General features: G+C 56.0%; 17 protein-coding genes and 2 pseudogenes. 10 read left to right on the plus strand and 9 right to left on the minus strand.

Features of this window, described 5'->3' with window-relative positions; genetic code table 11:
• Positions 1 to 65 precede the first annotated feature (65 nt).
• Genes JOE29_RS11615 through JOE29_RS11625 form a run of 3 tightly spaced genes read left to right on the plus strand, consistent with a single transcriptional unit; the run spans position 66 to position 2,528 of the window.
• Positions 66 to 896, plus strand: a complete 831-nt coding sequence (locus JOE29_RS11615; protein WP_024692741.1) for a helix-turn-helix transcriptional regulator — start codon at positions 66 to 68, stop codon at positions 894 to 896.
• Positions 893 to 2,311: an AdeC/AdeK/OprM family multidrug efflux complex outer membrane factor gene (gene adeC / locus JOE29_RS11620; protein ID WP_122254969.1), complete on the plus strand. Its 1,419-nt coding sequence runs from the start codon at positions 893 to 895 to the stop codon at positions 2,309 to 2,311. Before JOE29_RS11615 ends, adeC begins: the two co-directional genes overlap by 4 nt.
• Before the next feature lie 10 nt (positions 2,312 to 2,321).
• Positions 2,322 to 2,528, plus strand: coding sequence for a hypothetical protein (locus JOE29_RS11625; RefSeq protein WP_003318753.1), 207 nt, complete (start codon positions 2,322 to 2,324; stop codon positions 2,526 to 2,528).
• A 188-nt stretch (positions 2,529 to 2,716) separates the two neighbouring features.
• Here the strand turns inward: JOE29_RS11625 and JOE29_RS11630 are convergent.
• From JOE29_RS11630 to JOE29_RS11640, 3 genes and pseudogenes are all read right to left on the minus strand, one after another.
• Positions 2,717 to 3,263, minus strand: a pseudogene (locus tag JOE29_RS11630) (helix-turn-helix domain-containing protein); the annotation flags it as partial.
• 98 nt (positions 3,264 to 3,361) lie between these two features.
• A complete protein-coding gene (locus JOE29_RS11635) occupies positions 3,362 to 3,967 on the minus strand; it encodes a LysE family transporter (protein ID WP_074954414.1) in 606 nt (201 codons plus the stop codon).
• 245 nt (positions 3,968 to 4,212) lie between these two features.
• Entirely contained in the window at positions 4,213 to 5,388 is a 1,176-nt protein-coding gene (locus tag JOE29_RS11640) for an efflux RND transporter periplasmic adaptor subunit (protein WP_170963906.1), read from the minus strand.
• A 687-nt stretch (positions 5,389 to 6,075) separates the two neighbouring features.
• Here JOE29_RS11640 and JOE29_RS11645 point away from each other — a divergent pair.
• On the plus strand, positions 6,076 to 6,864 hold the full coding sequence (locus JOE29_RS11645; protein WP_170963907.1) for a helix-turn-helix transcriptional regulator: 789 nt from the start codon (positions 6,076 to 6,078) through the stop codon (positions 6,862 to 6,864).
• 1,045 nt (positions 6,865 to 7,909) lie between these two features.
• Entirely contained in the window at positions 7,910 to 8,764 is an 855-nt protein-coding gene (locus tag JOE29_RS11650; protein ID WP_044312782.1) for a helix-turn-helix transcriptional regulator, read from the plus strand.
• Positions 8,765 to 9,193: 429 nt separating this feature from the next.
• Here the strand turns inward: JOE29_RS11650 and JOE29_RS11655 are convergent, their stop codons facing one another.
• Positions 9,194 to 10,216, minus strand: a complete 1,023-nt coding sequence (locus JOE29_RS11655) for an NAD(P)-dependent alcohol dehydrogenase (protein ID WP_122254966.1) — start codon at positions 10,214 to 10,216, stop codon at positions 9,194 to 9,196.
• A gap of 240 nt (positions 10,217 to 10,456) precedes the next feature.
• Positions 10,457 to 11,134 carry an RraA family protein gene (locus JOE29_RS11660; RefSeq protein ID WP_210079531.1) on the minus strand — a complete coding sequence of 226 codons (678 nt, stop codon included), beginning with the start codon at positions 11,132 to 11,134 and terminating at the stop codon, positions 10,457 to 10,459.
• Between the two features lie 239 nt (positions 11,135 to 11,373).
• Here JOE29_RS11660 and JOE29_RS11665 point away from each other — a divergent pair, with 239 nt between their 5' ends.
• Positions 11,374 to 12,351: a hydroxyacid dehydrogenase gene (locus JOE29_RS11665; RefSeq protein WP_044312784.1), complete on the plus strand. Its 978-nt coding sequence runs from the start codon at positions 11,374 to 11,376 to the stop codon at positions 12,349 to 12,351.
• Positions 12,352 to 12,429: 78 nt separating this feature from the next.
• Positions 12,430 to 13,764 carry an MFS transporter gene (locus JOE29_RS11670; protein ID WP_210079532.1) on the plus strand — a complete coding sequence of 445 codons (1,335 nt, stop codon included), beginning with the start codon at positions 12,430 to 12,432 and terminating at the stop codon, positions 13,762 to 13,764.
• An 84-nt stretch (positions 13,765 to 13,848) separates the two neighbouring features.
• Here the strand turns inward: JOE29_RS11670 and JOE29_RS11675 are convergent, their stop codons facing one another.
• Positions 13,849 to 14,589 carry a helix-turn-helix domain-containing protein gene (locus tag JOE29_RS11675; protein ID WP_003420515.1) on the minus strand — a complete coding sequence of 247 codons (741 nt, stop codon included), beginning with the start codon at positions 14,587 to 14,589 and terminating at the stop codon, positions 13,849 to 13,851.
• Positions 14,590 to 15,007: 418 nt separating this feature from the next.
• Between JOE29_RS11675 and JOE29_RS11680 the strand changes: the two genes are divergently transcribed.
• Positions 15,008 to 16,126: a metallophosphoesterase gene (locus tag JOE29_RS11680; protein WP_044312786.1), complete on the plus strand. Its 1,119-nt coding sequence runs from the start codon at positions 15,008 to 15,010 to the stop codon at positions 16,124 to 16,126.
• A gap of 225 nt (positions 16,127 to 16,351) precedes the next feature.
• The gene (locus JOE29_RS11685) at positions 16,352 to 17,590 is read left to right on the plus strand and encodes an MFS transporter (RefSeq protein ID WP_010429165.1); all 1,239 of its coding nucleotides are present in this window, start codon (positions 16,352 to 16,354) and stop codon (positions 17,588 to 17,590) included.
• Positions 17,591 to 17,703: 113 nt separating this feature from the next.
• Here the strand turns inward: JOE29_RS11685 and JOE29_RS11690 are convergent, their stop codons facing one another.
• Positions 17,704 to 23,541 carry a DUF3320 domain-containing protein gene (locus tag JOE29_RS11690; RefSeq protein WP_210079533.1) on the minus strand — a complete coding sequence of 1,946 codons (5,838 nt, stop codon included), beginning with the start codon at positions 23,539 to 23,541 and terminating at the stop codon, positions 17,704 to 17,706.
• A 183-nt stretch (positions 23,542 to 23,724) separates the two neighbouring features.
• Between JOE29_RS11690 and JOE29_RS11695 the strand changes: the two are divergent.
• Positions 23,725 to 23,904, plus strand: a pseudogene (locus tag JOE29_RS11695) (IS66 family transposase); the annotation flags it as partial.
• Between the two features lie 154 nt (positions 23,905 to 24,058).
• On the opposite strand, the gene JOE29_RS11700 reads toward JOE29_RS11695, so the two are convergent.
• Entirely contained in the window at positions 24,059 to 24,685 is a 627-nt protein-coding gene (locus JOE29_RS11700) for a LysE family translocator (protein WP_016568156.1), read from the minus strand.
• A 200-nt stretch (positions 24,686 to 24,885) separates the two neighbouring features.
• The gene (locus JOE29_RS25585; protein WP_074907813.1) at positions 24,886 to 26,247 is read right to left on the minus strand and encodes a PAS domain-containing methyl-accepting chemotaxis protein; all 1,362 of its coding nucleotides are present in this window, start codon (positions 26,245 to 26,247) and stop codon (positions 24,886 to 24,888) included.
• Between the last annotated feature and the right edge of the window lie 33 nt (positions 26,248 to 26,280).

The raw sequence follows: 26,280 nt of genomic DNA on the forward strand, positions 1-26,280 counted from the left end.
TAGGGCCGAATTCACAGTCTGGGCGACAGAATTGCACGCAACTTCTGATCTTCAGGAATGGACATATGAACCGACAAGTGAATGCCAAAGATGAAGTGAAAACGCACATTTATCTGGAACTCGGGAAGCTGGTGTCTAGCGTCGGAGATGACATGTTTCTGAGCAACATGTACCAGTTAATCAATACATCGCTGGCTGTAAGCCGTGTGGAACTGAGCGAGTGGACCGTTGATGACAGTCAGGCGACGGTGACCGATGTACAGTTGCTGGGCTACGCGGGCGCTGAGTTGAATCCGCAGATGCAAACGGTGTGTCCGACCCGTGCCAGACACCGCAGCGACCATCCACTGGTCAAGCGCGTGCTGGAGGTAGAGGACGACCTGCTGATTCACCTGAACGCCCGGATGAAAAACCAGCAAGGCAATGACTGTCTCGGAACCTCCCACCAGTGCAGCATGATTTCGCGCAAGGCCAATCGCTGTTGTGTGATCTCACTGCACCGTCCGCAAGCTGACAAAGATTACTCGTTGCAAGAACTGTCTTTTTTGAAATACCTCTCGGAGGCCCTGCTGCCTTTGTCGGAGCGCCATGCCCGCGCCCATCGCCAATCCGGTATGAAAAGCGCTGGGGGGGCGCTGTCCCATGGCCCGCTTTCCCTCGAGCACAAGCAATTGCAAAGCGAGTTCAACGAGCGCTTGCGTGCCTGCGACGTCTCACTCTCGGCACGGGAGAAGGAGGCCTGTCTGGAATTCCTCGCGGGCAGCACAGTTCCTGAAATCGCAGAGAAGCTTTGCGTCAAGAGCAGTTCTGTCGAAACCTATCTGAAACGCTCCGCCGCCAAGCTGGGTATCAGCGGTCGACATGGGCTGGCCAAGTGGCTGGTATGCGCAGAATGAACAAATCCGTTAGCCCATGGCTATTTGCCGTACTGTCGTTGAGCGGCTGCTCGTTGATTCCGGACTATCAGCGCCCGGCAGCCCCGGTTGCCGCACACTACCCACAATCTTTCGACTCGGCGCCAGCGCTTTCTGGCCCACTGGCGGCGGACATGGGATGGCGTGACCTGTTCCGCGACCCTACGCTGCAACAACTTATCGAAAGCGCCCTGCTCAACAATCGTGACTTGCGCGTGGCAGCACTCAACGTCGAGGCCTATCAAGCGCAATATCGCATTCAGCGCGCCGATCTGTTTCCCGCGATCAGCGCCACGGGCAGCGGTACCCGGCAACGCCAGCCCGCCAGTATCACGCAGACTGGCGGACCGGTGACCAGCGGTACTTATTCGGCGACGCTGGGCATCAGTTCCTATGAACTGGATTTGTTCGGACGCATACGCAGCCTCAGCGATCAGGCCTCGCTCACCTATTTGTCCAGCGAAGAGGCCCGGCGCAGCGCTCAACTCAGTCTGGTGGCGAGTGTCGCGACCGCTTACCTTACCTGGCGTGCCGACCAGGAGCTGTTAGCCTTGACTCAGGACACGCTGATGTCCTACGAAAAAAGCCTGAAGCTGACCACTCGTAGCCAGCAAGTCGGCGCTTCCTCGTCACTGGACCTGGCCCAGTCGCGTACATCGGTGGAGAGCGCACGAGCAAGTCTGGCGACGTTCCAGCGCCAGGTCGCCCAGGATCTCAATAACCTGACCTTGCTGGTGGGCACGACGGTTGCAGACAGCGCGCCCAGCCGTCCGTTGTCCTCGGAATGGCTCGCTGAAGTGCCAGCGGGGCTGCCTTCTGAGCTGCTGCAACGACGCCCGGACATTCTGGAAGCCGAATACCAGTTGCAGTCGGCCAACGCCAGTATCGGTGCTGCGCGAGCGGCGTTCTTCCCGAGTATTACCCTGACTGCCAACGCCGGTACATCCAGCACCGAACTGTCCGGCCTGTTTAAAGCGGGTTCGGGAGGCTGGGTGTTTTCGCCGCAGATCAATATCCCGATTTTCAACGCCGGCAGTCTGCGGGCAAGCCTTGATTACTCGAAGATCCAGAAGGATATAAGCGTTTCAAAGTACGAAAAATCGATACAGACCGCCTTTCAGGAGGTCTCCGATGGTCTGGCTGCGCGCGAGACCTACAAACGTCAGCTGAAAGCGCAGAGCGACCTTGTACAGGCAAGCCAGGAGTATTACAGCCTTGCCGAACGCCGCTATCGCATTGGCGTCGATAGCAGCCTGACATTCCTCGATGCACAACGCTCTTTATTCAGCGCTCAACAAACCCTGATCACCGACCGACTGTCGCAGCTGACCGCCGAAGTCAATCTCTACAAGGCGCTGGGCGGCGGCTGGACAGAGCGTACATCAAAACCCTTGTGAGGAACTGAAGATGGGCACATTCGAACCAGGAGCACATGTACGCCTTCGCTCGGGCGGCAAAATCATGGTGGTCAAGCATGAAGCTGCGATCACTCCTCTCCCGGACACTCTGCTGGTGATGTGCGAGTACCGGTCAAAGAATCGTCTGGTGCAGGGCTTTTATTCGGAGCGGGATTTGATCCTTGCGCGCCGCGAGCCAATGCCCAATCATGACTGAGAGCAACCCGGCCTAGCGGGTTGCGTCGCATCAGGAACCACTTGGGCGTCGCAGGGATTGCAGCAATCGCTGAACCGGTACTAGATGACACTGATCATTTGACCCGCAGGCAGTCCGGTGCAGTAGATGACATTGCGATAAGCGGCTTGATCAGTTGCTCTTGTGCAAGCATGTTCTGGCTGTGCAAGCTGTAGAGTCTGTCCCTGGTCTGGCTGGTCATAACAGAACATCAACGCTTTATTCGGGCGTTTCGGATATCCCCCCGCCACCCTTACTGGATTTTTCTTCGACGTCCGAACCGCTGTGCAGTTCTGATACCTCTGCCAAGTGTGGTCTTATGTTGTTGGCGGCCCATATGCGCTGGACGCTGGCCGGCGATATACCGACAAGCTTCGCCATGCTTCGACAGCTCCAGCGAGCGTGACCTACACACGGCTGAGTGACTTGATCAAGGGCCTTCCTCAAGGCTTCGGCTGGCAGGGATGACTTGCGGCCTCTTCCAGGCAGATCCACCAGACCTTGCAGGCGCAGCTCTCGGAAGCGCTTGCACCAGCGGGTGACTGAAACAACCGATAGCCCGGTCAACCTGGCAATCTCGTTACGCGAGCAGCCTTGTGCAGCAAGCAAAATCACCTGCGCCCGGCGGCCTTCGCGCTGACTGACCGTGATGGATTCAAAGCGCCGATTCAACTCGACCTCTTCATCTTCACTGAGCACAATGCCACGGTAGCTCACGTGACCACTCCACTCATTATTAACCTCATAAGTACAATCAACGGTCGGTACACATTTAATAGATGGCGTATGGGCGGGGTACTGTCGGGTTGAATAACTCAGGCGAAGATCGCGGTGGTGGCCACGTTATACAACGCAATAATCGCGAACAGTCCAATGACCAATGAAACAAATCGGTTGACTCGATTGCCCGATAGTAACGAGGGTAGCTTTCGGCCGAAAAATGCGCCCAACGCGACCCACGTTATTCCGACAGGAATAACGACCAACGAAAAAACAGTCATGAATGCCCCATAACTTCCCCAGTGCAAAAAGGTTCCAGCGGGCGCTATGATCGTAGCGAAAAACAGCCCTTTTGGATTGTTGAGTGTTGCCAAAAACAACGCTCGGATCGAAATCGGCGCTGGCTTTCCATCGGTGTCCTGTTGAATCGAAAACCATAATTTCAGAGAAATATAGAACAGGAACATCACGGCCAGAACTTTGGTCGCGACCACCACCCAGCCATAGTTTTCGATCATTGCGTCGATGGACAAACCCCACGAGGTGATCTGAATCAGATAAGCCGCCCACTCGGCAGCGACCAGCTTCAGCGAATACATGCCCAGCCCGCGACTGATGCCTGATTGCAGCAGCAGCGAATTAGTCGGCCCTGGCACCAGCAGCAAGGTGAGCATTGCAATTGCAACGTAATACATGGCCATACCCAACACTCCAAAATAGATTTGTTTTCCAGCTCGCCGGGGTTTTCAAACATGAACTCCACGGGTGCATGGGCAAGCGCCTGAGCCTTCAGGACATTGCTGAAGCTGGCATCGATTGTTAATCCACGGTTGACCTTGTTTTACTACGTACGCCCATTTCATTAACAAGGCGCTTACAACGTATCCGTTATCGATTTGACGCAGACTTACTGCCGCCCTCGATGTCTTGTTAGTCGGCTCCCCCTTCAAGCACCCTCCACACCGCCCCGCTCTCCGATGACAACCCTGTCGCCGGCTTTGAGCCCCGAAAGTACTTCGACCCTGACCTGGTTATTGATACCTGGCACCACGTCCGCTGTTCTGACCTCGTCACCTTCACCCAGAACTCTTACGCTGTAGGTGCCGTCTTCCCGCCGGTCACCCAGCGCGGCAACAGGAATCGTCAACACGCCCTCCTTCGCCTCCAGCACAATTCGGACGTTAGCGGTCATGTCGATGTAGAAGCGGCTTTCAAGGTTGGGGACATCAAAAAGGGCGTTGTAGAAGACGGCTTTACTGTTTTCGCCTGCTGCTCCGGACTGGCTTGCAGCGTCCACAGGACCTGGCTCGATCGCCTTGAGGGTGGCGTTATAGCGCGTATCAGGATCGCCCGGGATAGTGAAGTAAACCGCAAGACCGGGTTTGATTTTGAGCACGTCGGCTTCGGCAACCTGCGCCTTCACGGTCATGGTGTCGAGTTGCGCCATCTTCAGAATGACCGGTGCCATCTGGTCTGCAATGACGGTCTGGCCCTCCTGAGTGACGATGGCGAGGACCTGACCATCCATTGGTGCGAAGATTCGTGTGTAGTCGAGTTTGATGCGTGCCGCTTCTTCCTGCACGCGGGCGGTCTGCAATTGTGCGGTGAGCGAAACCAGATTGGCGCGCTGGGCCTCCAGCTCAAATCGAGTCTTGTCCTGATCCGCCTTGGAAACCGCCGTCGTGGAGCCCAGTGCCTGGTATCTGCGATCATTCGACTCGGCAAGCTTCAACTTATGCAGCGTCGCGTCCCGTTCAGCCGTGAGTTGTTCGATTTTGACGACCGCCTGGCGCAGAGCATTTCTGGCGGGCAGAGGGTCGATCTCTGCCAACAGCTGGTTTTTTTTGACCATGTCACCAGGTTTGACCTTCAAGGACTGCAATTGCCCGGAAACCTGTGCGCCGACGTCCACCTGATTACGCCCATGGAGCACGCCTTGTGCCATGACGGCGTACTCCATGTCCGTAACTTCCGCTGCGGCAGAGAGAAAAGCTGTCTCTTCTTCCCCGCTTGCGCCCTTATAGAAGGCGTAGCCAGCCAGCGAGATCGTTAGATCGATCAACACGAGTCTCAAAAGGATTTTGCGGAAATTCAATTTCCGGAAAAAGCCGACAATGCTCACTGTATTCCCCGCCTAATGGGCTTCCCGGATCTCGGATGAATCAACGGCTCAACACTTAAATAAAGGGCGTACATGAGAATATCTACTTCGCCACTACCGCTGTCCTGCGAGGCAGGCGCTCATTCTGCAGCCATGCACTAATGGAAACATCAGGACCTGTGTGCGTCTGTCCCCGCATTCAGGGACATTATCGCGGGGCTTCGCCGGATGGTTGTGTCTGAAACGCAAAAACGAAACATATTTTGAGCACCCTACAGCGATCACGTGAGGCAATGGACTCTTGGCATGAAGAACTTTATTTTTGAGACAGATGGCCCGCCATGTATTTCGTCGCAGGCGTCACGCTTTAGTAGTTGCAATCGTGACGTATCGAAGAGGCCAGCCACGCAAAAGATCTTTTATTCTGAGACTAATATCGGGTTCCCGCTTAGGGTGTTTGTCACTTGCTAGTGAGCACCGTCGGCACTGGCTATCCGGCCTCTAGCGAGACGCTTGTCCCCCTTTTCCCCTACAGACTGGGTATGGCCTCTATGTGTAAATTCTCTAATGCACTAGTAACATTGTCCTACAATCAGACAGTATACTCATTGCTAGGTATGAGACGGCTGCCCTGTATGCGAGGTTGCTTTTGGTTCTGCTGGAGATTAACGCCATGGGGGCGAATGTGTAATGGAAGCCAATCTACAAATGACGGGAAATCAGTCAGCGTATTTTCTGGAGCTCGGGAAGTTAATCGCAAGCGTGGGTGATGCAGGATTCGCTTCGAACATGTACCAAATCATCGCGGCCAGCGTTCCCATCGATTGCCTCGACCTGAGCGAATGGACGATCGACGAGAATGAAGGAAGCGTTATCAGCATCCAGCCTCTGGGGCAGGAGACCGACGATCACAAACCGATGATTCTAACCGTGTCGCAGAACCAGGAGACGCTGCTCGCTCGAATGCTCAGTGTTGACGACTTTCTGCTCGTTCATCTGAAACTACCCAGCAGCGTTGGACAGGCCAGCTCTGGCCCGACAGGTACCTATCACTGCAATCTGGTGTCGCGCAAGTCGAACAGGCGCTGTGTCATTTCCTTGCACCGCGACCATCATCAACGTGATTTTTCACTTCACGAATTATCGTTTTTGAAGAATTTCTCAGAGGCCCTGTTGCCCCTGCTGGACAGACATGCCCAGACAACCCGTACCTTGTGCACTGCGCATGCTGACAATGAAGCCGTTACACAGGGCGGCCAGCAGCTTCAACGCGAGTTCAACGATAAGCTGAGTCAAGCGGAGGTCCGGTTGTCATTGCGTGAAAAAGAAATATGCCTTGGCATATTGGCTGGCGCTACGGTCCCAGAGCTTGCCGACAAACTGCATGTCAAGAACAGCTCCATCGAAACCTACCTCAAGCGCGCCGGAGCGAAGCTTGGTGTGAAGGGGCGACACGGTTTGGTCAAGTGGATGACAGGCGTATCTCAAACAGCCTGAGCCCGCCCTGCGCCGCAGCGCGGTTTTACCTGTCTGATCGTCTCGCCCAGCAGGTGGCCGAAGCCAATCTGCACCAGGTGCTCGGTGATGCTGCCTGTGTCGCACCGCCAGCCAACCGCCCCTCCATCGGCTAAACCGAGTGAGGCTACTGTTGTACAGCGATAGTTTTATAAAATGCCTGTAGCGAAGTCAGCAAACACTAAAATAAAAAACAAGCGCCCCCCTGATGAAGGGCGTTGTGATGCGCACTTACTGTGCACTATCGTACGCGTGGGTACTTATTCACTTGCTATCGAGCAGGATAACTAGTATGGCGTGCCTATCCGGAGCGTCATGCCGCTTCGCTGCTGTCCAGCACATTCAGTAATACTGCGCGGAATGACACCCAGCGTTATAAGCGTCACGTGTGATCTCTCTCTTATTATTAAGCTTTTTTCATTGCAATTCAGGTGTGAAACATGAACTATATGGTTAGTATTCGGTCATACGCTCAGATGGATTTATTTAAGGCCCCTTCGATCAATATGATCACCTTAATATAAAAAAATGGTGCAACACGCCCCCGTATTGCCACCCCCGTGTGCGTACGTGGACAACATGGACCGGGATAGGAGTTGATCGTCATGCCAACGTTACTCGCTGCCTTTAGATCGCCGCCGCAGGCGTTATGGCTTCACTCTGTGGGACGATTGTCATCAGACAACCCTCTGGTTACTCAGAGTGATTCGCATTTCCCTGCGCTACCTGGCGCACCTCAGACTCAATAAACATCGATAAAAGAAGTTATCACTATTAACGAGTGCATTGCTTATGGTTAGCATTCTCGCTTTTCTTAACACGCATGACTTTTTACTAGTGCATGCTCTTGGGCAACGGTATCGCTTCACGTTCAACCTCTTGTTAAGTCAGTATAAATTTTGTATGACGCCCTACATATAATCTGTTTGATCGCAGGGCTTGAAGAGTACAAAGCACTTACTTATTCATTTGCTGAATCAAGGCTGCGCCTTGGCGTGTCTCTTTATAAACGGAAAAAGGAACCCCGATGAACATGCAACAGCTTTTCCCGCATCTCGGCAAAGTGATCTCCGGTATTGGAAGCCGTCAGTTCGCTCGCTTGCTCCACGAGATGATTACCGCTTCATTGCCCGTGGATGCGACCCATGTCATTCAGGGACTCAGTCGATCTACGAATGAAGTCACCGGCGCTCAGGCCATAGGTGCATTTGGCGGAAACCTACACCAGGTGCTCACTCCCGGGGTCGATAGCAGACGTCTGGAGCCTGTTCTGTTGAGCCCGACAGAGCTGGCAGATACGCGCATCGACAGATCCATCAGGTTCGAGTCGCCCACTTACAGCGTGCAAGAGAAGCCAGGTCATGTGCCCTCCCACGCCGCTCTCCCCCAAGTACACCTCGCTTACCCGGGAAAGGGGGAATATGTGCTGTCGGTTTATCGATCACCCTCTGCCAAGGCATTCACCAGTCAAGAGCGCGCCCGACTCAAAGACCTGTCCTGGGTCGTATTGCCCATCGTGAAGCAACACATTGCGACCGTGACACCTACCCTCGTTTCGACAAACCCCTTGCCTGTCACAAAAAGCCTGAAAAACAAAGATGCCATGGAAGGCCTGCGCCAGCGTTTCCTGGGCCGCCTCGAGGCATCGGCGCTAAGCCTGTCTTCGCGCGAAACCGAAGTGTGCGTCGGCCTGCTGGCTGGTCTCACGGTGCCTCAACTGGCAGAAAGGCTTGATCTGAAAGTCAGCACAGTGGAGAGCTACTTCAAGCGCGCGGCGGTAAAAATGGGCATCGCGGGTCGCAGTGCGCTACTTCGCTGGTTGCATGCAGAGCAGCGCATGCAGCATCCAATCCCAGTAGAGATGTTTCAGGCGGCTGTCTGAGCAGAGTGCGGTTTTATGGTCGTTCCACGTTAAATGATTCTCCCGCCGTGCAGCGGTACGGTCTGTAGACCAGTTGATACCCGTCTCGACCGCGACCGCCGCGCCATCCGGCGTATGCCGGACGTCATTGCCGTCCCCTCGACTGATCAATGTCGAGGGTAAACGACAATACTGTGCAGGTTTATGCGTATAGCGCTATTCCTCTAGCGCATAAAAAAACCCGCCGAAGCGGGTCGTTTTTCTATCAATACCATTCCGACATCCTGTCAGTAGCCGTCCCGGCAATGGTGATCATCCTTGACCTCCGAAGCGCCTCCTGCGTAACGGTTGATGGCTATAGATTGCTACTTCGCGAGCACGTCGTACAGGGCTGATGCACTCCAGCGCGTGTAAGCCTTTCGCTATAGGTTCAACTATGGCGCAGCGAGATCACCCCTGTTCAAACTCGATCAACACCTTGCCGATGTGCTGTGCTGCGGCGAAATACGCGTAGGCTTCGGGGGCCTCGGCGAATTTGAATGTCCTGGCGACTACCGTTTCAATTCCATTCGCTTCGATGGCTCGTATAAGGTCGACAAACATCTCGCGGCTGCCGTTGGCAATGCCTCTGATTGTGACGTTTTTGAGGATCAGCGACAGGTAGTCGGGAATCGGCGAGTGCTGACCTGGCGTCACGCCTATTACTGCAATACGTCCGTTGACGGCAGCCGCCGCGATCGATTGCCCCAGGGTGTCCTGGCCTCCTGTCTCGATAATAATGTCGGCACCTGCGTTATCACTGAGCGCCATGACTTGCGCTGCCCAGTCCGGGTGCGTGCGGTAATTGATCGTGATGTCGGCGCCAAGCTGACGCGCGATTTCAAGCTTCTCGTCACTCGATGAGGTGATCGCCACGCGTGCGCCGTGAAGCCTGGCCAGTTTCAACGCGGCCAGCGCCACTCCGCCGGTCCCCAGGCACAGAACGAGTTCACCCGGTTTGACCTTGCACACCTCCATCAGCGCGTTCCAGGCGGTCAGGCCTGCAGATGCCAGTGCGGCAACGTCCTTGTCAGCCAACGCGTCCGGTACGTGAATCAATGCGGCGGCGGGCAATACGACTTTTTCAGCCAGCCAGCCGTCATGGGTGACACCGACATCGTGGGCGAACACACTGCTGCGAAATTCGCCTTGCAGCCAGCTGGGAAAGTGACCGCAGATGACCCGGTCGCCCGGTTTGACCTGGCTGACGCCCTCGCCTACCGCGATGACTTCACCCACGCCTTCGGACACGGGAATGCGTTCTGGTAATTGTCTGGGGCCGTACGTGCCACGCAGGATTTGCACATCCCGGCTGATGAGGCTCACCAGGCGCGGCGCCACTATGGCCTGTCCCGGCCCGGCGATCGGCTCGGGCCGAGTGGTCGCGGTCAAAGCGTCCAGGCCTTGTTGAGATCCGATCTGAAAAGCTTTCATGAACATAATCCTTGTGCAGTCAGCGCGAAGAGGTGTCTGTATCGCGCCTTGAAAAATATCGTGTGGCCCTTTTCAGAGCCGCGTGTTTTTCAATGTGTCGCCTACACGATACCTGCTCAACGCTGAGCATCAAGTCCGACACTCACATCCCGGCCGCCCTTTTCAACCGCCTGGCGTGGCGTAACGGCACGGCACGGCGCAGCGTTGCGCCACGCTCGTGCTTACGCCATGTGCACCAGGTTACTGCGGTAGCTGGCAGCCCTTTTTCTTCAAAGACTCCAGGACCCAGGCGCGATCGTTTTCTCCGCTGGCGATCTGTTCCAGTTGCTTTTGTTCGGCATGGTGTTTGGCTGAGGCGCGATCATAGACGTCGGCGACTTGGTCGTAGGGTACGCACAGCAAGCCATCCTCATCGCCTATGACCAGATCACCCGGTTCGATCACCATCCCGTCGATTGCAATGGCCACGTTGATCTCACCCGGTCCGTCCTTGTAGGGGCCACGGTGGGAAATGCCCGCTGCGAACATCGGGAATGTCCCGGCAGCGATGCTCCCTGCATCCCGAATCGCGCCGTTGATGACGATGCCTGCCACGCCACGCTTCACCGCATAAGCCACCATCATCTCGCCGATGAGCGCGTTGCTCAGATCTCCCCCCGCATCCACCACGATCACATCGCCAGGCTCGGCGATATCAATGGCGTAATGGAGCATGAGGTTGTCACCGGGCCGCGCTTTCACAGTCAATGCCGGCCCCGCCAGCACACCTTCACGGTGCATCGGACGCAGGCGAGCGCCGCCTGCGGTCATTCGATTCATCGAATCGCTGACATTCGCGACGGGTACGTCGCGATAACGTGACACCCACTCGGCGCTGACTTTGCGGGCTGCTTCGAGGACTCGGAATCCTATCGTCATGGGGCATATCTCTCTTGAAATTATGGGGTGCCGCCGAAAAGCTGCGTAATGCCAATTTCAGAATCACATTTCATTTAGAATCAATCAAGCAGTAAAAAAGAATTAATAACCCTTTTTAGATCGATAAAAATCAATATAGTGAAATGGCATTTCATTATGGTAGGTTTTAGGCATCGGGCTGAAGTTGCTGCCCGGTCGCACACCAAACGCGAACGCAAACAAGAACAAGGTACGCATCCATGACCCGCAAGATTCTGCTGACAGGGCCCGCCCTGGCACACGACGCGATGAGCTATGCGAATGATCTGGGCATTCAGATTTTCCCCTCCACCCCCTACCTGCCGGCTGAAGAGCTCACCTCGCTCATCCGCGACGTACAGCCCGACGCGATCATCGTCAGGCAAGGCAAGCTCACGCGAGAAATGATCGAAGCATCCCCCAGGCTCAAGGCGGTCGCCAAGCATGGGGTCGGCTACGACACCATCGATATTCAGGCGGCGGCAGAGAAAGGAGTCCCTGTCATGATCGCTCTCGGGGCGAATGCGCAATCCGTGGCCGAACATGCTTTTGCACTCATGTTCAGCGTGGCTCGACACATTGCCTGGCTGGATGCCCGTACACGTCAGGGGCATTGGGACAAGGCCACCGCCAACGGCATCGAGCTGTTCGGCAAGACATTGGGCCTGGTTGGCCTGGGGGCGATCGGCAGCGTCCTGATGGATCTGGTTGCGCCTTTGCAGATGAAGGTCAAGGTCTTCGACCCTTACCTCAAAACGCTACCCGAACGTTCACACGTCGAGCGCGAAACCGACTTTGACCGCCTGATCGAATCCAGCGATATCATCAGCCTGCATTGCCCGCTGACCGACGAAAATCGCAACCTGATCAGTACCGCGCAACTGAACCGCATGCGCTCCAATTGCATCTTGATCAATACTGCTCGCGGCGAACTGGTCGATACTCAGGCGCTTATCCAGGCGCTGCAAACCAACAGGATCGCAGGCGCGGGGCTGGACACGTTCAATCCGGAGCCGCCTGCTGCCGACAGTCCGCTGTGGCAACTGCCGAATCTTGTTGCCACCCCGCATACGGGTGCCAATACCACCGAATCCCGTGATCGCGTGGGGCTGCTGGCTGTTCAACAGATCGTCAAAGTATGGGACGGCGACGCGCTTGATCCTCGCTGTATCGTGAATCGCCAATTTCTCGATAGCTGATCCAGCTTGCGCCCTGCTGCCGAGCTGGCGGGGCAAACATCTACCGTTTCTCCACAAAAATAAACACAGGAGAGCACCATGGCCCGCACCCAACCGACGCAACCGGTCACCGAACTCGAGCGCACCACCATGCGCCGAGTCGCATGGCGACTGCTTCCCTTCCTTATCCTCTGTTACCTGATAGCGATCATCGACCGGGGCAATATCGGCATGGCATCGCTGCAGATGAATAATGACCTTGGCCTTAGCCCGGCGATCTTCGGTTTCGCGAGCAGCCTGTTCTTTGTCTCGTACTTTCTGATCGAGGTGCCGAGCAACCTGGCCCTGCAGAAATTCGGCGCGCGCATCTGGATTGCACGCATCATGATCACCTGGGGGCTGATTTCCGCAGGCACGGCTTTTGTGCAGGGCGCTAACTCGCTGTACGTCATGCGCTTTCTGCTGGGTGCTGCCGAAGCAGGTTTCTTCCCGGGCGTGCTGCTGTACATGACTTACTGGTTGCCGTCGGCCTATCGCGCACGCATGGTGGCGATCTTCATGGTCGCTATTCCAGGTGCAAACTTTCTGGGGTCCCCCCTTTCGGGTTACCTGCTGACACTGGACGGCTGGATGGGCATGAGGGGCTGGCATTGGCTGTTCATTCTTGAGGGTATCCCCGCCGTACTGCTGGGAATCGCCTGCCTTTTCATTTTGACGGATCGTCCCGCTCAGGCTCGTTGGCTGGATGACGAGCAGCGCACCTGGCTGGTCAACAAGCTGGACGAGGAGCGCAAGCTCAAGACCAACACCGGCCATATCTCGCTGTGGAAGCTGCTAAAGCACAAGGACATATGGGTCATGGCGCTTATCTATTCAGGCGCGTCTGCAGCAGGCAGCACCATGAGCGTCTGGGCACCGCAGCTGTTGAAAAGCTTTGGCCTGAGCAATCTGGAGATCGGCTTCGTCAATGCCATCCCCTACGGTATTGCATCGGTTGCCATGATCATCTGGGGGCGCAGCTCGGACCGCAGCAATGAACGTCGCTGGCACACCTCCGCCACCCTGTTTTTGATCACGGCGGGGCTGCTGCTGGCGCTGGTCACGTCCTCTCTACCCGCCACTGTCGTGATGCTGACCATGGTGCTGATCGGCGCCTACTCGATGAAAGGTCCGTTCTGGGCACTGGTGTCCAACTGGCTTTCGAGCAGTACGGCCGCTGCCGGGCTGGCGGCCATCGGCGCCCTGGCGAATCTGATCGGAGGCGGGATCATGGTCAATGCTTATGGTGCTATTCACCAGGCCACGGGAAGTTATGCGATCGCTCTGCTGCCTCTGGCCGCGCTGTGCACGGCTGGTGCAATCGCCGTGGTTGTGATGGGCAGAAGCCGCAAGCGTGAGGTGCATGAGGACGCCAAATCTGTAGAGGTCAACTGAGAAACTGGCGATAACGGTTTGAAACGCTGCCTTGCGCAGCGCTTCAAGTCGGCCGTTTATGGAAACTTCGCACTGCTGCCGGACTCAGACCGCTTCGTCGACCGCCGGTGCGCGATGTGCCACCTTCTCCTCGCCGAAGCTTTTCCCTCCCAGGCTGCGCGTCAGGTCGTCAGCCACCTCGATGAAGATGGAGCGGATCGCTTTTGCGTAGTCGGCGGTCAGCCGCATCGACGGGCCTGAAAGCACCAACGCTCCGATGTTTTCATGCAGCGGGCCAAAAATGGGCAACGCCATTGAGGCCGCATGTGGATCCGTCGCACCGCTCGAGTAAAAAGGCTCCAGCCCATCCTTTGCACGTGCATACGGTGTACGCAATGCTTCGGCACTCGCCGCACCGTCCATGGGGCGCATGTCTCCAGGCTGCATGTGCAATCGCAGACGGTGAGGAGAGTTGACCCGGTACTGACACAACCGATAGGCACCGTGTTTCACATAAAAAGAGGCGGTCTCGCCGGTTTCTCCGGTCAGCTTGTGCAACCTTGGCAACACATGCCGCTCAAGATCCAGGGCATCCTGATAGACCGCATTGAGGCGCATGACTTCGCTCGCGAGCATGTAGCGACCGTCTGCAAGGCGATTGACGAAACCATAGGTTTCCAGGGAAACCATCAAACGCATGATCGTGCTTTTGATCAGTCCGGTGCGCTCTACCAGTTCCACAAGGCTCAAGGCCGAGTCTCCGATCTGAAACGAAGAAAGAACGGTGAGCACCCTATCCGCTGATGCGACTCCATTCACGGCGGGACGTGGACGCGTTTTGACCATCATTAACTCCTGTGCGGCAGATTGCAGCATGAACCTCGAACTCGCACATTATCCGTTAGCTGAAAACGGATAGCCATGAAACCCTTGGTATCAGCCACGCTGCCCAGGTCAAAAAAACGCCGCCGGCGCAACGTCGGGTCTACAGTTTCATGTCCAGCCATGGACAGAAGCACCTGGCATGCGGCATTGATGTCGGCGGCTACCGATATTCGCTACGTTCAAGCATGGCTCGACAAGCGCCGCCCGTTACAAGAAACTTGGCATCACGGTTGTGCTTGTGTCGAAGTTCTACCTCGGCACGAAGATCTTTGACACCTCGGCCCGGCAACAAGCTGCAGCATGACGAGGTCGACCTCATTACTGCCCGTGCCCTTGACGCAGTTACCCACCTCATCAATACGGCCAACGGAGCACGTTAATGTTTCATGTCATGTTCAGCATGCCCTGCCTGTACGTCATCGCCCGGTTCCTGTGGCCGATGCCTTGGGCGCTATCGGCGAAAATCGCCGTTGCCGTAGTGCTTGTCCTTGCCTCGCAATACCATTTGTATTGCCGGTTTTCTTCCGGCAGCGTGTTCTCGCCGGAGTTTCCTCGCTACGTCGTGATGCTGTTCAACTGGGCGTTCGGCGCAATCCTGTTGCTTGCGGTACTGCAAATCATCGTCGACATCGGCACGTTGCTGACGATGTTGGTGCGCCGGCAGACGCTGAGCATTCCGGCCAATCTGCGTTACTTCATCGGTGTGGCAGCTCTACTGCTGGCAGCAGTCGGCGTCCAGCAGGCTGTGCGCGTGCCGCCGGTGAAAGACATCCAGATCGCGATTAAAAACCTGCCTCCGCAATTCGAGGGCTACCAAGTATTGCAACTGACCGACATGCACATCAGTCGCCTGTTCGATGCGCCTTGGACCCAGGCGGTGGTACAGCAGTCAAATGCGCTGGGGGTGAATCTGATCGTCATCACCGGCGATCTGATTGATGGATCGCTAAGCAACCGGAAAGAGGATATCGAGGCCCTGCGCGATTTGCGTGCACCGGACGGCGTGTACGTCATTCCCGGCAACCACGAGTACTTTTTCGACAATCAGGCGTGGATGCAGCACTTCGTGTCTCTGGGAATGATCCCTCTCGCCAACAGCCACACGATGATCGAGCACGACGGTGCACGCATCGCTCTGGCCGGCGTCACCGACGTCACTGCGCCGAAAACCGGCTTCCCTGCGCCAGACCTGCAAAAAGCCATAGCAGGCATCGCGAAAGACACGCCGATCATCCTGCTCGACCACCAACCCAGAAACGCGAAGGAAACAGCGACCCACGGCGTAGCGCTGCAACTCTCCGGGCATACCCATGGCGGCATGATCTTCGGTCTTCACTGGTTGCTGGCCCTGGCCAATGGCGGATTTGTGTCAGGGCTTTATGATGTGGGCGGAATGCAACTGTACGTCAACAACGGCACCGCCCTCTGGCCCGGGTTTGCCATTCGCCTCGGCAAACCTTCGGAATTGACCCGAATTACGCTCCGACGAGCGCTTTAGCGGCTCTGCCAGGTTGATCGTTGAGGACTATGTTCAGTGATGAGAGGGCCAGCAGCTGCCACTTGGACGAACTACTCGCGCTCTATCTGATATCCGGAAACCCGCTATTTAAGTCTGGAGGATTTATCGTCCAGCTATTCCAGAATGGAATGAAACATATAAAAAACATGAATTTTATTTATTGGATGGTGCTCTTTACTCTGGTTTCCTTGCCAGGAGTTACTTATGCCATCTTCAACCGACAGACCCGCTTTACCACTGACTGATTACGACCCTCACTGGCTTCGTAACCTTTGTGTTTGTGTATTCGGTGTATTCACTACCATCGTTGCCATGACCTTATTGCTGCCTTTCCTGCCACTGTATGTTGAGCAACTGGGGGTCAGTGACCCGGCGGCTGTCGTGCTGTGGTCGGGGGCGATATACGGAGCGGCGTTTTTTTCCGCCGCGCTGACTGCTCCCCTATGGGGGCGCTTGGGTGATCGTTACGGGCGTAAGCTGATGTTAATCCGTGCCAGCCTTGGCATGGCTGTGGCGATGTCTTTGATCGGCTTGGCCCAAACTGTCTGGCAGTTGTTATTGCTAAGGCTTCTGGCCGGTTTGTTAGGCGGGTACGCCTCGGGGGCAACCATCTTGGTCGCCACGCAAACGCCCAAGTCACGTTCTGGCTGGGCACTTGGCATTTTGTCATCTGGAATTATGGCTGGCAGTCTGGCAGGGCCTTTGATAGGCGGTGTATTACCGCTGCTGGTGGGTATTCGCAACAGTTTTTTTCTGGCGGGGGGAGTGATTTTCATCACTTTCCTTGCAACTCTGTTGTTGCTTCATGAGAGGCCGCGACTCGCTTGTTCCCGATCAGCTAACAGGCCTTTGCCAGCCCTAACGCGGCTCAGCAGAAAGCAGCGAGGGATGGTGAAACGCATGTTTGTCATAGCTAGTCTGGTGATGTTCTCGACCATGTCTGTCGAGCCGATCATTACCGTTTACCTCAGGCAGTTGAAGGCTGATCACGTGACACTTATGGCTGGCGTAGTGATGTCAGCCACAGCGCTTGGCAGCATTATCGCTGCGTCGCGCCTGGGCCGCTTGGCGGACCGGATCGGTTACCTGCCGGTGCTGGCCGGCTGTTTGGCGATGACAGCACTGACCCTGATTCCTCAAGCGTGGGTGAGCAACGTTTGGCAACTTGCAGCATTACGTTTTGTCATGGGCCTTGCATTGGGAGGCTTATTACCTTGCGTTGCGGCCATTATCCGTCATTCAGTACCGAATGAGGTCGTCGGAAAGATGCTCGGTTACTCCACATCGAGCCAGTATCTTGGGCAAGTAATTGGCCCATTGGCCGGAGGGCTTTTAGGCGGTTACTTCGGCATGGGTAGCGTATTTCTAGGGACTGCGCTGGTGCTCACGGTGTGTGCGGCTATGGTCGGCAGAATGATATGGGTGAACGGTCCGGTGACTTGAAATGGATAATGCGATAAGGATTGCCGTCAGGGAATATGCTGCACCTTAGCGGAACCTGGCGCCCTCCGACCTTTTCGCTTGTCAGAGAGCCCAGTGCGTCGAACAGTCACGTCTTATGCGCTAAAGATTCGCTCCATTCGTTCACGAGCAGCCCCGGTGAGGCGTTTGACGCCCAGCAACCGGGCAACCTCTTGGGGCTTATCTTCTGCATCAACAATGCTCGCGGCGATGCGTAACTCTTCCGCCGCAATCTCTTCGATGGAGCGCGCTTCATCGCCTGACGCCGGAACACGGTAAGTCGACCATTCATTTACATCGCCTTCCGAGTGCCAGACGAATACCTCTTCAAACCCAGCTTGTTGAACATAATGGTGCTGCTCCGCCAATTCCAGCACTCTGTCTCTGATAAGCCGTCCTGATCGTTGGAAGCCATGTGCACGCGCAATACGCTGGATTAAAGCTGAGTCGCGAATCGGCGCTTCCTGGCGCAGCACTTCCTCAATGAGCTGACGAAGTACCGGAGTGTAACCAGGCAGGTGAAACTGGTCAGCCTGGATCAGTGGTGCGAGAGAAGAAAGGTCGGCTATGCGATAGATACCCTTCTGCTCCGCGGCGGCAGGTGTAAGGCCATGAGACAGCGCGATGCGGCTCTCACCCATCTCTGCTGGCAACTCACTGATGGAAGCAACCCGCTCATCAGGCGACTCTCCACTGATGCGGGGTACGGTGGAGAAGTCTATGACGATGGGCTCGGCCGCTGGCTGTTCGGTTATCTGTTGATCTGCTGTCTCCTCCCGGGATTGCACCAAAAGATCATTCAACGCTGCGTTCAGTCTCTGCAATGCACCTTCCTTGTCTACCCACCACTCAGTGGACCATAGCCGCACCAGGTTCCAGCCGAGGCCACTGAGAATTGCTCCGCGGACCTTGTCCCGATCCCGAGCGGTGGCGGCGCTGTGATAGGTAGCGCCATCGCATTCGACGCCGGCCAGATAGTCACCCGGGCGGTCAGGGTGAACGATTCCCAAGTCAATGCGGAAACGCGACACACCAATCTGCGGCACCACTTGCCAACCGAGGCGCCGTAGCCCTTGAGCGACTGCTTCCTCGAACGGCGAGTCATAACCACCGACCGAGCCTTGTACCGCCTCGGCCAAGGCTCTTGGTCCGCGTTGCGCAAACTCTATGAAATGCTTCAAATCACGGACTGCACGGGCATTGGTGCGGTTCAGGTCGATCATTGACGGGTCAAAGGATGAGAACACCAGCATTTCCCGGCGAGACCGTGTGATCGCCACGTTAAGCCTGCGCCAGCCGCCGTCCTTGTTGAGGGGGCCGAAGTTCATCGACATGACCTGCGCACCCGGCTCGGTCGGGCCATAGCCTATCCCGAGCATGATCAGATCGCGCTCATCCCCCTGGACTGTTTCCAGATTCTTGACGACAACCGGCTCGGTCTGTGTGTCCTGAAAAAACGGCTCGATCTGCGGGTATTGCTTGCGGGCGTTGTCCAGCAGATCATTGATCAGTTTTTGCTGATCAGAGTTGAGCGTGATAATACCGATCGAATGGCCAGCAGCCACGAACGCGGGATCGGTAAGGCGCTTGACTGTCTCGCTGACGATAGCTTCGGCTTCAGCCTGGTTGTAACGCCCTTTGCCTTTTGCGTAGACGCCGTCGACCCTGCGCCACTCGACGGCACTTGCACGGGTCTCTGCTGCCGGGAAGGTGATGAGATTACTGTCGTAGTAACGGTGATTGGAGAAGGCAATCAGGCTTTCATGGCGACTCCGGTAGTGCCAGCTCAGACTGTGACTTGGCACCCCTGCTCCCAGGCATTCGTCCAGAATGCTTTCCATGTCTTCCGCGGTATCGTCGTCGCTGGCATTCGGGCCACGGTTGAAAAAGTTCGTCGGCGGCATTTGACGCGGGTCACCTGCGATAACGACTTGTCTGCCGCGAGCTATCGAACCGATTGCGTCCCATGGGGCAATCTGCGAAGCCTCGTCGAAAATGACCAGATCGAAGGGCGGTTGATCGGCGGGCAGGAATTGCGCAATCGACAGCGGGCTCATCAACATGCAAGGGGCCAAGCGATTGAGTGCGTCGCCCATTTCAACAGCCAGTTGCCTGACAGGTTTATGCCGGCGGGACTTCTGCAATTCATGTTTGAGAATGGCAAAGCCGCTGCTCTTGGGGATGTCATTTTTGGAGGGGATCAAGCCACACAGTTTGGCCCGGATGTAGCGCACCGTCAGTTTGGCCATTTCGTCGTCCAGACGCACGAAAGCCGCAATGTCACTCATGTGCTCGGCAGCCACGAAATTCCTCAACAGCGGTTCGCCGTCTATACCTTGCGTGGCGAACCAATGAGCATAGGCCGTGATGAAGGTTTCCTCGCTTGCTGCAGGTGACAGCCCCCCTGCTTCGAGCGCATGGGCCAGACTTGCCAAACCAGCCTCCCCCGCCTGTTCGCGAACCCGGCACCAATCGCACCATGCCTTGAGTTGCTCCTCCTGTTGCTGGATCGACAGCGAAGTAGCCCGCAAGGCAGTAGCGCTCAGTTGTTTATCTGTACCGGCTACAGACAATTCGGCAAACAGTCGAGCGGCGTCTTCATAGCGTGACAAAGCCTGTTGCAAGGCTGATAACGCTACGCCGATTTGCCCGCCCGGCGCCAACATTTCATTTGCCTCAACGACCAGCCGCGCGACGGCGCCGCGCAATGAAACGAGGTGGTCCGGTGATTCGGCCACGCCGCTCATCAGTCCGCGCAGGTTTTCAGCCATTGAGGCTGCACGAAATATCTGTGACACGTCACTGCTCAGGCCCTGCCAGCCCGGGATCGACTGCAGGCCAACGGCTAATGTATCCAGTTCGTTCAGTTGCGCGAGCAGGCGCTCGAAAATCGCCAGGTCGCCAAGCGTGTCCGGCAGGCCTGCTGCGCCACCTGAAGAGGCCAGTTTCTTCGCGACCTTTTTCTTGGCGAAAGTCGCCAGAAACCAGAACTTTCCTTCGGCATCTCGCCATTCGCTGCGCATCGCCTCAACGGGAATGCGACGGCAGGCTTCGTCTGCATAATCCAGCGACAGACCTTCCTCAAGCTCTCGATAGCTTTCGATTAACTGGCACGCGCGCCGGGCTGCTTCGATACGCGCGACCGCATCGGGTGCAAAAGCGAATGAGAGGTTCAGTCCATAGGACTCCACGACCAGAGTCGCCAATTCGTTAAGGTGCTGAACCTGCGCCGGTTCAGATACAGGCAAGTCAAGGTGCGTAAGGCCAAGAAGACTTTCACTCGTGGCACTCAGCGCGTCAAGGGCCTGCGGCAGCTCACGTGAGGCATTTGCAATTTGTGCCTGCCAGGCGTTCGACCACTGGGTCTGCGCCAGAGCGCCGAATTTGCCTGACAGATTACGTGCGGCATCACCGTTCAAGCCTAACCGACGCGAAAGGTCCAGCAACTGGCTGTACTGGGCTGCATCATGTTGCGTGTCTGATGGCCAGGTCAGCCTGGGTGTTTGAGGGCCATGATCACGAACCACACGACCAATCGCCTGATGCAGGGAGAGCCCGTTGCTCCAGCGTCGGTGCAGTACCTCGACCAGTTCGTTGAGTCGCGAGCGCAGCGTCTGCAAACGAGTGGCTTCACGTTCCCACTCCTCCGGGCTCAACGCATCGCTGACATCCCAGGCGCGGTCCAGTTGTTTGAGTACTTCAACTTTAGAGGCCTTGCTTGAGTGTAGCTCCAGGCAAAACTCGCCCAGCCCCTGTTCTGCCAGGCGACGGTAAACCACGTCCAGGGCTGCGCGCTTCTCTGCCACGAACAGTACGCGACGGCCCAAGGCCAGATTGTGGGCAATCATGTTGGCAATGGTTTGCGACTTACCGGTTCCCGGAGGCCCATCCATGACGAAGCTATGAGTACCGGCAGATGCCACCACGGCAGATAACTGTGAAGAGTCGGCCGGCAACGGGGCGAAAAGCATGGCGGGCGTTACTGACGAGTCCAAATGCTCTGGTCTGGGAAACTCGTCTGAACCGGAGAAGCCCTCATCTTCCTCAGAGGGGTCCAGCAAATGCTTGACCAAAGGGCTTTGCAGCAGCTGTGCTGCGTTGGCATTCAGGTCTTTCCACATCAGGTATTTGGCAAATGAGAAGGTGCCCAACACAAGTTCGATACTCACCTCGAAACCTGGCACGTCACGCACTGCTCGCCGCACCAGGTTCCAGATACCCGTCACATCAATGCCACTTTCATCACTGGGTAGTTCGCCGTCCAGTCCGGGAATTACCAACTCGAAGTCATGGCGCAGCAATTCAAGCAGCGTCAGGTTGAAACGCGGTTCTTCATCAAGAAGACTGAGCGTCACCCCGGACAAGGCACTTTTGCGTTCAAGTTTTACTGGCAGCAAAATCAGGGGCGCGGAATAGGTTTTAGGGTCGTCTGCACTCTTCTTCCATTTGAGAAAGCCGATGGCCAGAAACAGTGTGTTTGCACCGCCCTCTTCCAGATCGCTACTCGCCTTTCGGAACAGATCAATCAGGGTTGCTTCAAGTTTTACCTTTTCCAGAGTGGCGAGCACTTCACCACGAGCAAGCGCCTGACGAGCAACTTCGTCGACCAGGTTTTCATTATTCTGCTGCTCGTACAGGGCCACATCCCGGCCACTGCTTTTCAAGTCAGGCACTGACAGGATGCGAATGCGCTGGCCACTGGAAAGCAGATCTTCAAGCACGGCCGGATCCGGGCATATCAGGCGCACGCCCTTTGCGCTGTCCGGAAGGTGCAGGAGACGATTGCGAGTCGTCAGATCCAGCAGCTTGCGTTGCCACAGCGTCAGCTTGTCCGCTGGACCTTCGCTATCCGTATTTATTTCGACATCGAACCCCGGGAGTGCCGGAGCCTCCTCCAGCCCTTCAATAGTGGGTGGAGCATCGGCTGTATCATCCGATCCCTCGGTTACTGAGACGAGCGCCATCGGACGAATCTTCTGCATTCGGGCGCGGTGCAAATCGATGGCCATGATGAACTGCTCATCATCTAGCTGACGCTCGGCGACTGTAATCGCCTGGGAGAAGCCCGGCGCAGGTGTCTGTGTGGCAAGCGTGGTTTCGAATACCACCATTTCCTTCAGATCCAGGCGTTTGCGTACTGCCGACGCCTCATCGGTTAACAATTGAGAAAACTCTTGAGGCTGCAACCATACGCCTGCAAATGCGTGTCCCTTAGTCATGATAAGCAGGGCATTCAAGCCCGCCTGCTCCAAAGCTGCAGCAAACAGCAATGCAGTATCCAAGCAGGTCGCCACGCCGTTTTCCAGAACCACACTCGGAGGCCGGACCTTCTGCCCCTGTTGCTCAAAACTGGCCGGGGGTAATGCATAGCTCAACTGAAAGCTGCACACTCCGGACCAAATAGCAGAGGCAAGCTCCCAGGTTCGCGTGCGCGACTTGCTTTCATAGCCGTCGATGCCATCTTTCTTGCCTGCGCGCCGCAAAACCTGTGAGGCCGCTTTGAGTACCCGATCTACTGCGGGATCATTGGGCATGCAAAAAGCCGCAAGCAACTCCGGCATGGCGCTCAAGCCGCCCCACTCTGCGCGCGCCAGCAGTTCTGTCGGGAAGCGCTGCTCGACGAGTACATTGTCGCCCTGGGACAGGCGCATCACCACCTCAGCGCTAAGGCTTTCAGTCAGCCCGGACAAATAACCTGCGTTAAGCTTGATATCACGCTCGGAAATGTTGAGGCGATCACCTGCATGAATGCGGTCTATAAGCCAAGTGCGGCTCTCTACGAAATCCGGATCGGTGCTTAAAGTCAGGGTCAGGTTTTCAAAACCGCTTTCTTCCTGGTTCCAGATACTCAATTCACGTACGAGCGGTACGGCGTTCTGGTGGGAGGCGAAACCGATCTTCCGGGCGATCAGCGCCTCAATCTTGATGTTCATTCACGGGCTCCTGCAGATGCGAGCGCTTGCCTCAGAGAGGCAGCCAAATGGGCATATAGTCCATGAGTCATCGACAATAAGGAATGCTTATATCTGAATCAGGCACCTTACCCCGCCGATGGATTCCACTCGGCCGCCTTGGAGACCTGATCTGGGCGCGGTGCTTCGGTGGCAGCGCAACACGTTGTACCGGTCAAACGCTGTGGTAAACGCAAAACCCTGTTGGCTGAATTGCTACGTATCGAAGTCATCCACGAACTACCCGAGCACGAACTGACCTGCGGTTGCCGCAAGCATTTCATTGGCAAGCAGTTGGACATCGTGCGGATGCAAATCCGTGTGATCAAAAACATCCGCAAAGCCTAAGGGCGCCGGGGTTGCGATGAGTATCTGGTTTACGGCCGGGGCCCTATGGAGTTTCTATACATAAAATGGCGGTACTGATTTTTATCCATTCACACCTGAGGTGCAGCAGCCGACAGCTAATGCCGACTATTAGCCACTGTCCATCGTGCGATCATTGTGGGCGAAAGCGAAGAAGCAGAACACCGAAGCCTGCAAAGAGCACCCCGGTAAAACGATCGAACGCTCGGCGCATAGCAGGGCGAGTTAAATATCGGCGGAGTTGAGTTCCGCCTAGCGCATACGCCATGTACCAGAACATCTCGCACGCAGCAAAAGTCATAACCAGAATAATGAGCTGGGTCATTTGCGGCTGGCTGGGAACAATGAACTGAGGCAGGAATGCAGCTGCGAAGAGCAGGAGTTTAGGGTTTCCAAATCCTACAATGAGTCCGTTGATGAACACGCGCCAGCTCGACACCGCTGGGCCAGACACAGGTGCGTCTTGTGGTGATTGCGCTGACCCGCGCCATGCCTTGTAGCCCAGCCAGAAAAGGTAAGCTACGCCGAGATAACGTAGCGCTTCAAATGCCCTTGGGGATGCGGCAAGCAACGCGCCAAGGCCGGCAGCCGAAATACTGAGTACCGCAACAACAGCAACCAGGCAGCCGATCATCGCGGGAATACTTCTTGCGAAACCTAACGAAACGGCTCTGGAAAGCACATGCAACATATTAGGCCCCGGCGTCCCTGACAGCAGGAAAACAGTAACCGCAAATACCCACCACGTGTGCCAGTTCATAGCGTCTCTCTTACGTGCCACGAAGTGTTCAAAGAGTGTTTTCTAATGGCTCCTCTGTCTCGGCCAGATTGTTGATTCTGGCCAAGGCTGCCATTCATCCTACCTGATAGCTCAGTTGGAGGTCGCGGAAAAATTTCCGTCCTCCTGTCGCGACCTCCGATTCAAACGCCTCGCCTGAGTCGACTCGACTGCTCACGCACTTAGCTGGAGCGCTGGTCCACAAATCGGCTGACGGCCCGCACTACAGTGTTTGCGCCGTGCTGGATTTCCTGAATCACACGGTCTGCGTCGTTGGCCAATACCAGCGCCTCGGACGCCTGTTCGGTACTGCGCACAATCACGCCCACTGCATCTGAGGCCAGGCTTTGGTTGGTCTTCACGACGCTTACAATTTCTTCCGCCGCTTTTGTCGTGCGAGAGGCCAACTGGCGCACCTCATCGGCCACCACTGCGAAGCCCCTGCCCTGTTCGCCGGCCCTGGCGGCCTCAATCGCTGCGTTCAACGCGAGCAGGTTGGTTTGTTCGGCGATGCCGCTGATGGTTTTGATGATTGTTCCAATCACCTGACTTTGTGAGTCCAGTGCTTCGATACCTCGTGTGGCTTCTTCCATTGAAATGGTCAGTTGGCCGAGCATCTGCAGCGTGTCCTTGATGACTTTGCGGCCTTGCTGTGCGCTGCTGTCAGTATCGATAGAAGTTTGATACGCCATTTCAGAGGCTTCAGCGACGGCTTTCTCGCGCTCAACCTGTTCAGTGATAACCGTTGCGAACTTGGCAATTTTATAGAGTTTGCCGTTGGCGTCGGTAATAGGGTTGTAAGAAGCTTCCAGCCATACATCACGACCGCCTTTGTCAATTCGGCGGAAACGATCGACGATAAACTCCCCCCGACGCAGTCTTTCCCAGAATCGGGTATATGCGTCAGAGGCAGACTCTTCAGGCACGCAAAACATCTTGTGATGTTTGCCCTTTATCTGATTCAACTCGTACCCCATCGCCCTCAGAAAGTTGTCATTGGCGCCGATGACAATGCCATCGAGGGTGAAATCGATAACGGCGGTGGAGCGTTGCAGTGCATTGACCAGCGCCTCGTTCTCGCGAGAGGCTTCAATCGTTCGCGTCAGAACACTCGAGTACAGGGTGATCTGTTCGACGCCGCCGGTTTCATTTTTATAGGGTACGACCACGGTTCTCAGCCACACCCTGGACCCGGTCTTGCTGACCAGGCGTAACGTACCGCTGAAGTGCTTGCCGTCTCGAATCGCGGTCAATGCGCGCTTCTGGTGAACGTCACCGTTCAGTTCCGGCGGGCTCAGATCAGACAGGTTGCGTCCGACGAGTTCTGCTTGTGCGTAGCTCATCTCCGTCTCGAACAACGCGTTGACGGTCTGTATTTTGCCCGTGCCATCCAGCACGACGGCAACTGTCTCCAGATTGAGGATTTGCCCTGCTTGCTCAAGCATGGCGAGGCGGCGCTCCAATGCCTTATTGGTGTTTTTCAAATGCGAATTGAACATTGCGGCTATCCGGGACAGTTTGGGTTTCCAATCTGCATCGGTCATGGAATCGCAATCTTGAGCAGGGCTAGCAAACTT

Source organism: Pseudomonas sp. PvP009 (assembly GCF_017832995.1).
Classification (GTDB): Bacteria; Pseudomonadota; Gammaproteobacteria; order Pseudomonadales; family Pseudomonadaceae; genus Aquipseudomonas; species Aquipseudomonas syringae.

What these genes read in the sequence shown, in the direction of transcription:
- JOE29_RS11615 (WP_024692741.1), top strand. Translation starts at nt 66, where the DNA reads ATGAACCGACAAGTGAATGCCAAAGATGAAGTGAAAACGCACATTTAT.
- adeC (WP_122254969.1), top strand. Translation starts at nt 893, where the DNA reads ATGAACAAATCCGTTAGCCCATGGCTATTTGCCGTACTGTCGTTGAGC.
- JOE29_RS11625 (WP_003318753.1), top strand. Translation starts at nt 2,322, where the DNA reads ATGGGCACATTCGAACCAGGAGCACATGTACGCCTTCGCTCGGGCGGC.
- JOE29_RS11635 (WP_074954414.1), bottom strand. Translation starts at nt 3,967, where the DNA reads ATGGCCATGTATTACGTTGCAATTGCAATGCTCACCTTGCTGCTGGTG.
- JOE29_RS11645 (WP_170963907.1), top strand. Translation starts at nt 6,076, where the DNA reads ATGACGGGAAATCAGTCAGCGTATTTTCTGGAGCTCGGGAAGTTAATC.
- JOE29_RS11650 (WP_044312782.1), top strand. Translation starts at nt 7,910, where the DNA reads ATGAACATGCAACAGCTTTTCCCGCATCTCGGCAAAGTGATCTCCGGT.
- JOE29_RS11655 (WP_122254966.1), bottom strand. Translation starts at nt 10,216, where the DNA reads ATGAAAGCTTTTCAGATCGGATCTCAACAAGGCCTGGACGCTTTGACC.
- JOE29_RS11660 (WP_210079531.1), bottom strand. Translation starts at nt 11,134, where the DNA reads ATGACGATAGGATTCCGAGTCCTCGAAGCAGCCCGCAAAGTCAGCGCC.
- JOE29_RS11665 (WP_044312784.1), top strand. Translation starts at nt 11,374, where the DNA reads ATGACCCGCAAGATTCTGCTGACAGGGCCCGCCCTGGCACACGACGCG.
- JOE29_RS11670 (WP_210079532.1), top strand. Translation starts at nt 12,430, where the DNA reads ATGGCCCGCACCCAACCGACGCAACCGGTCACCGAACTCGAGCGCACC.
- JOE29_RS11675 (WP_003420515.1), bottom strand. Translation starts at nt 14,589, where the DNA reads ATGGTCAAAACGCGTCCACGTCCCGCCGTGAATGGAGTCGCATCAGCG.
- JOE29_RS11680 (WP_044312786.1), top strand. Translation starts at nt 15,008, where the DNA reads ATGTTTCATGTCATGTTCAGCATGCCCTGCCTGTACGTCATCGCCCGG.
- JOE29_RS11685 (WP_010429165.1), top strand. Translation starts at nt 16,352, where the DNA reads ATGCCATCTTCAACCGACAGACCCGCTTTACCACTGACTGATTACGAC.
- JOE29_RS11690 (WP_210079533.1), bottom strand. Translation starts at nt 23,541, where the DNA reads ATGAACATCAAGATTGAGGCGCTGATCGCCCGGAAGATCGGTTTCGCC.
- JOE29_RS11700 (WP_016568156.1), bottom strand. Translation starts at nt 24,685, where the DNA reads ATGAACTGGCACACGTGGTGGGTATTTGCGGTTACTGTTTTCCTGCTG.
- JOE29_RS25585 (WP_074907813.1), bottom strand. Translation starts at nt 26,247, where the DNA reads ATGACCGATGCAGATTGGAAACCCAAACTGTCCCGGATAGCCGCAATG.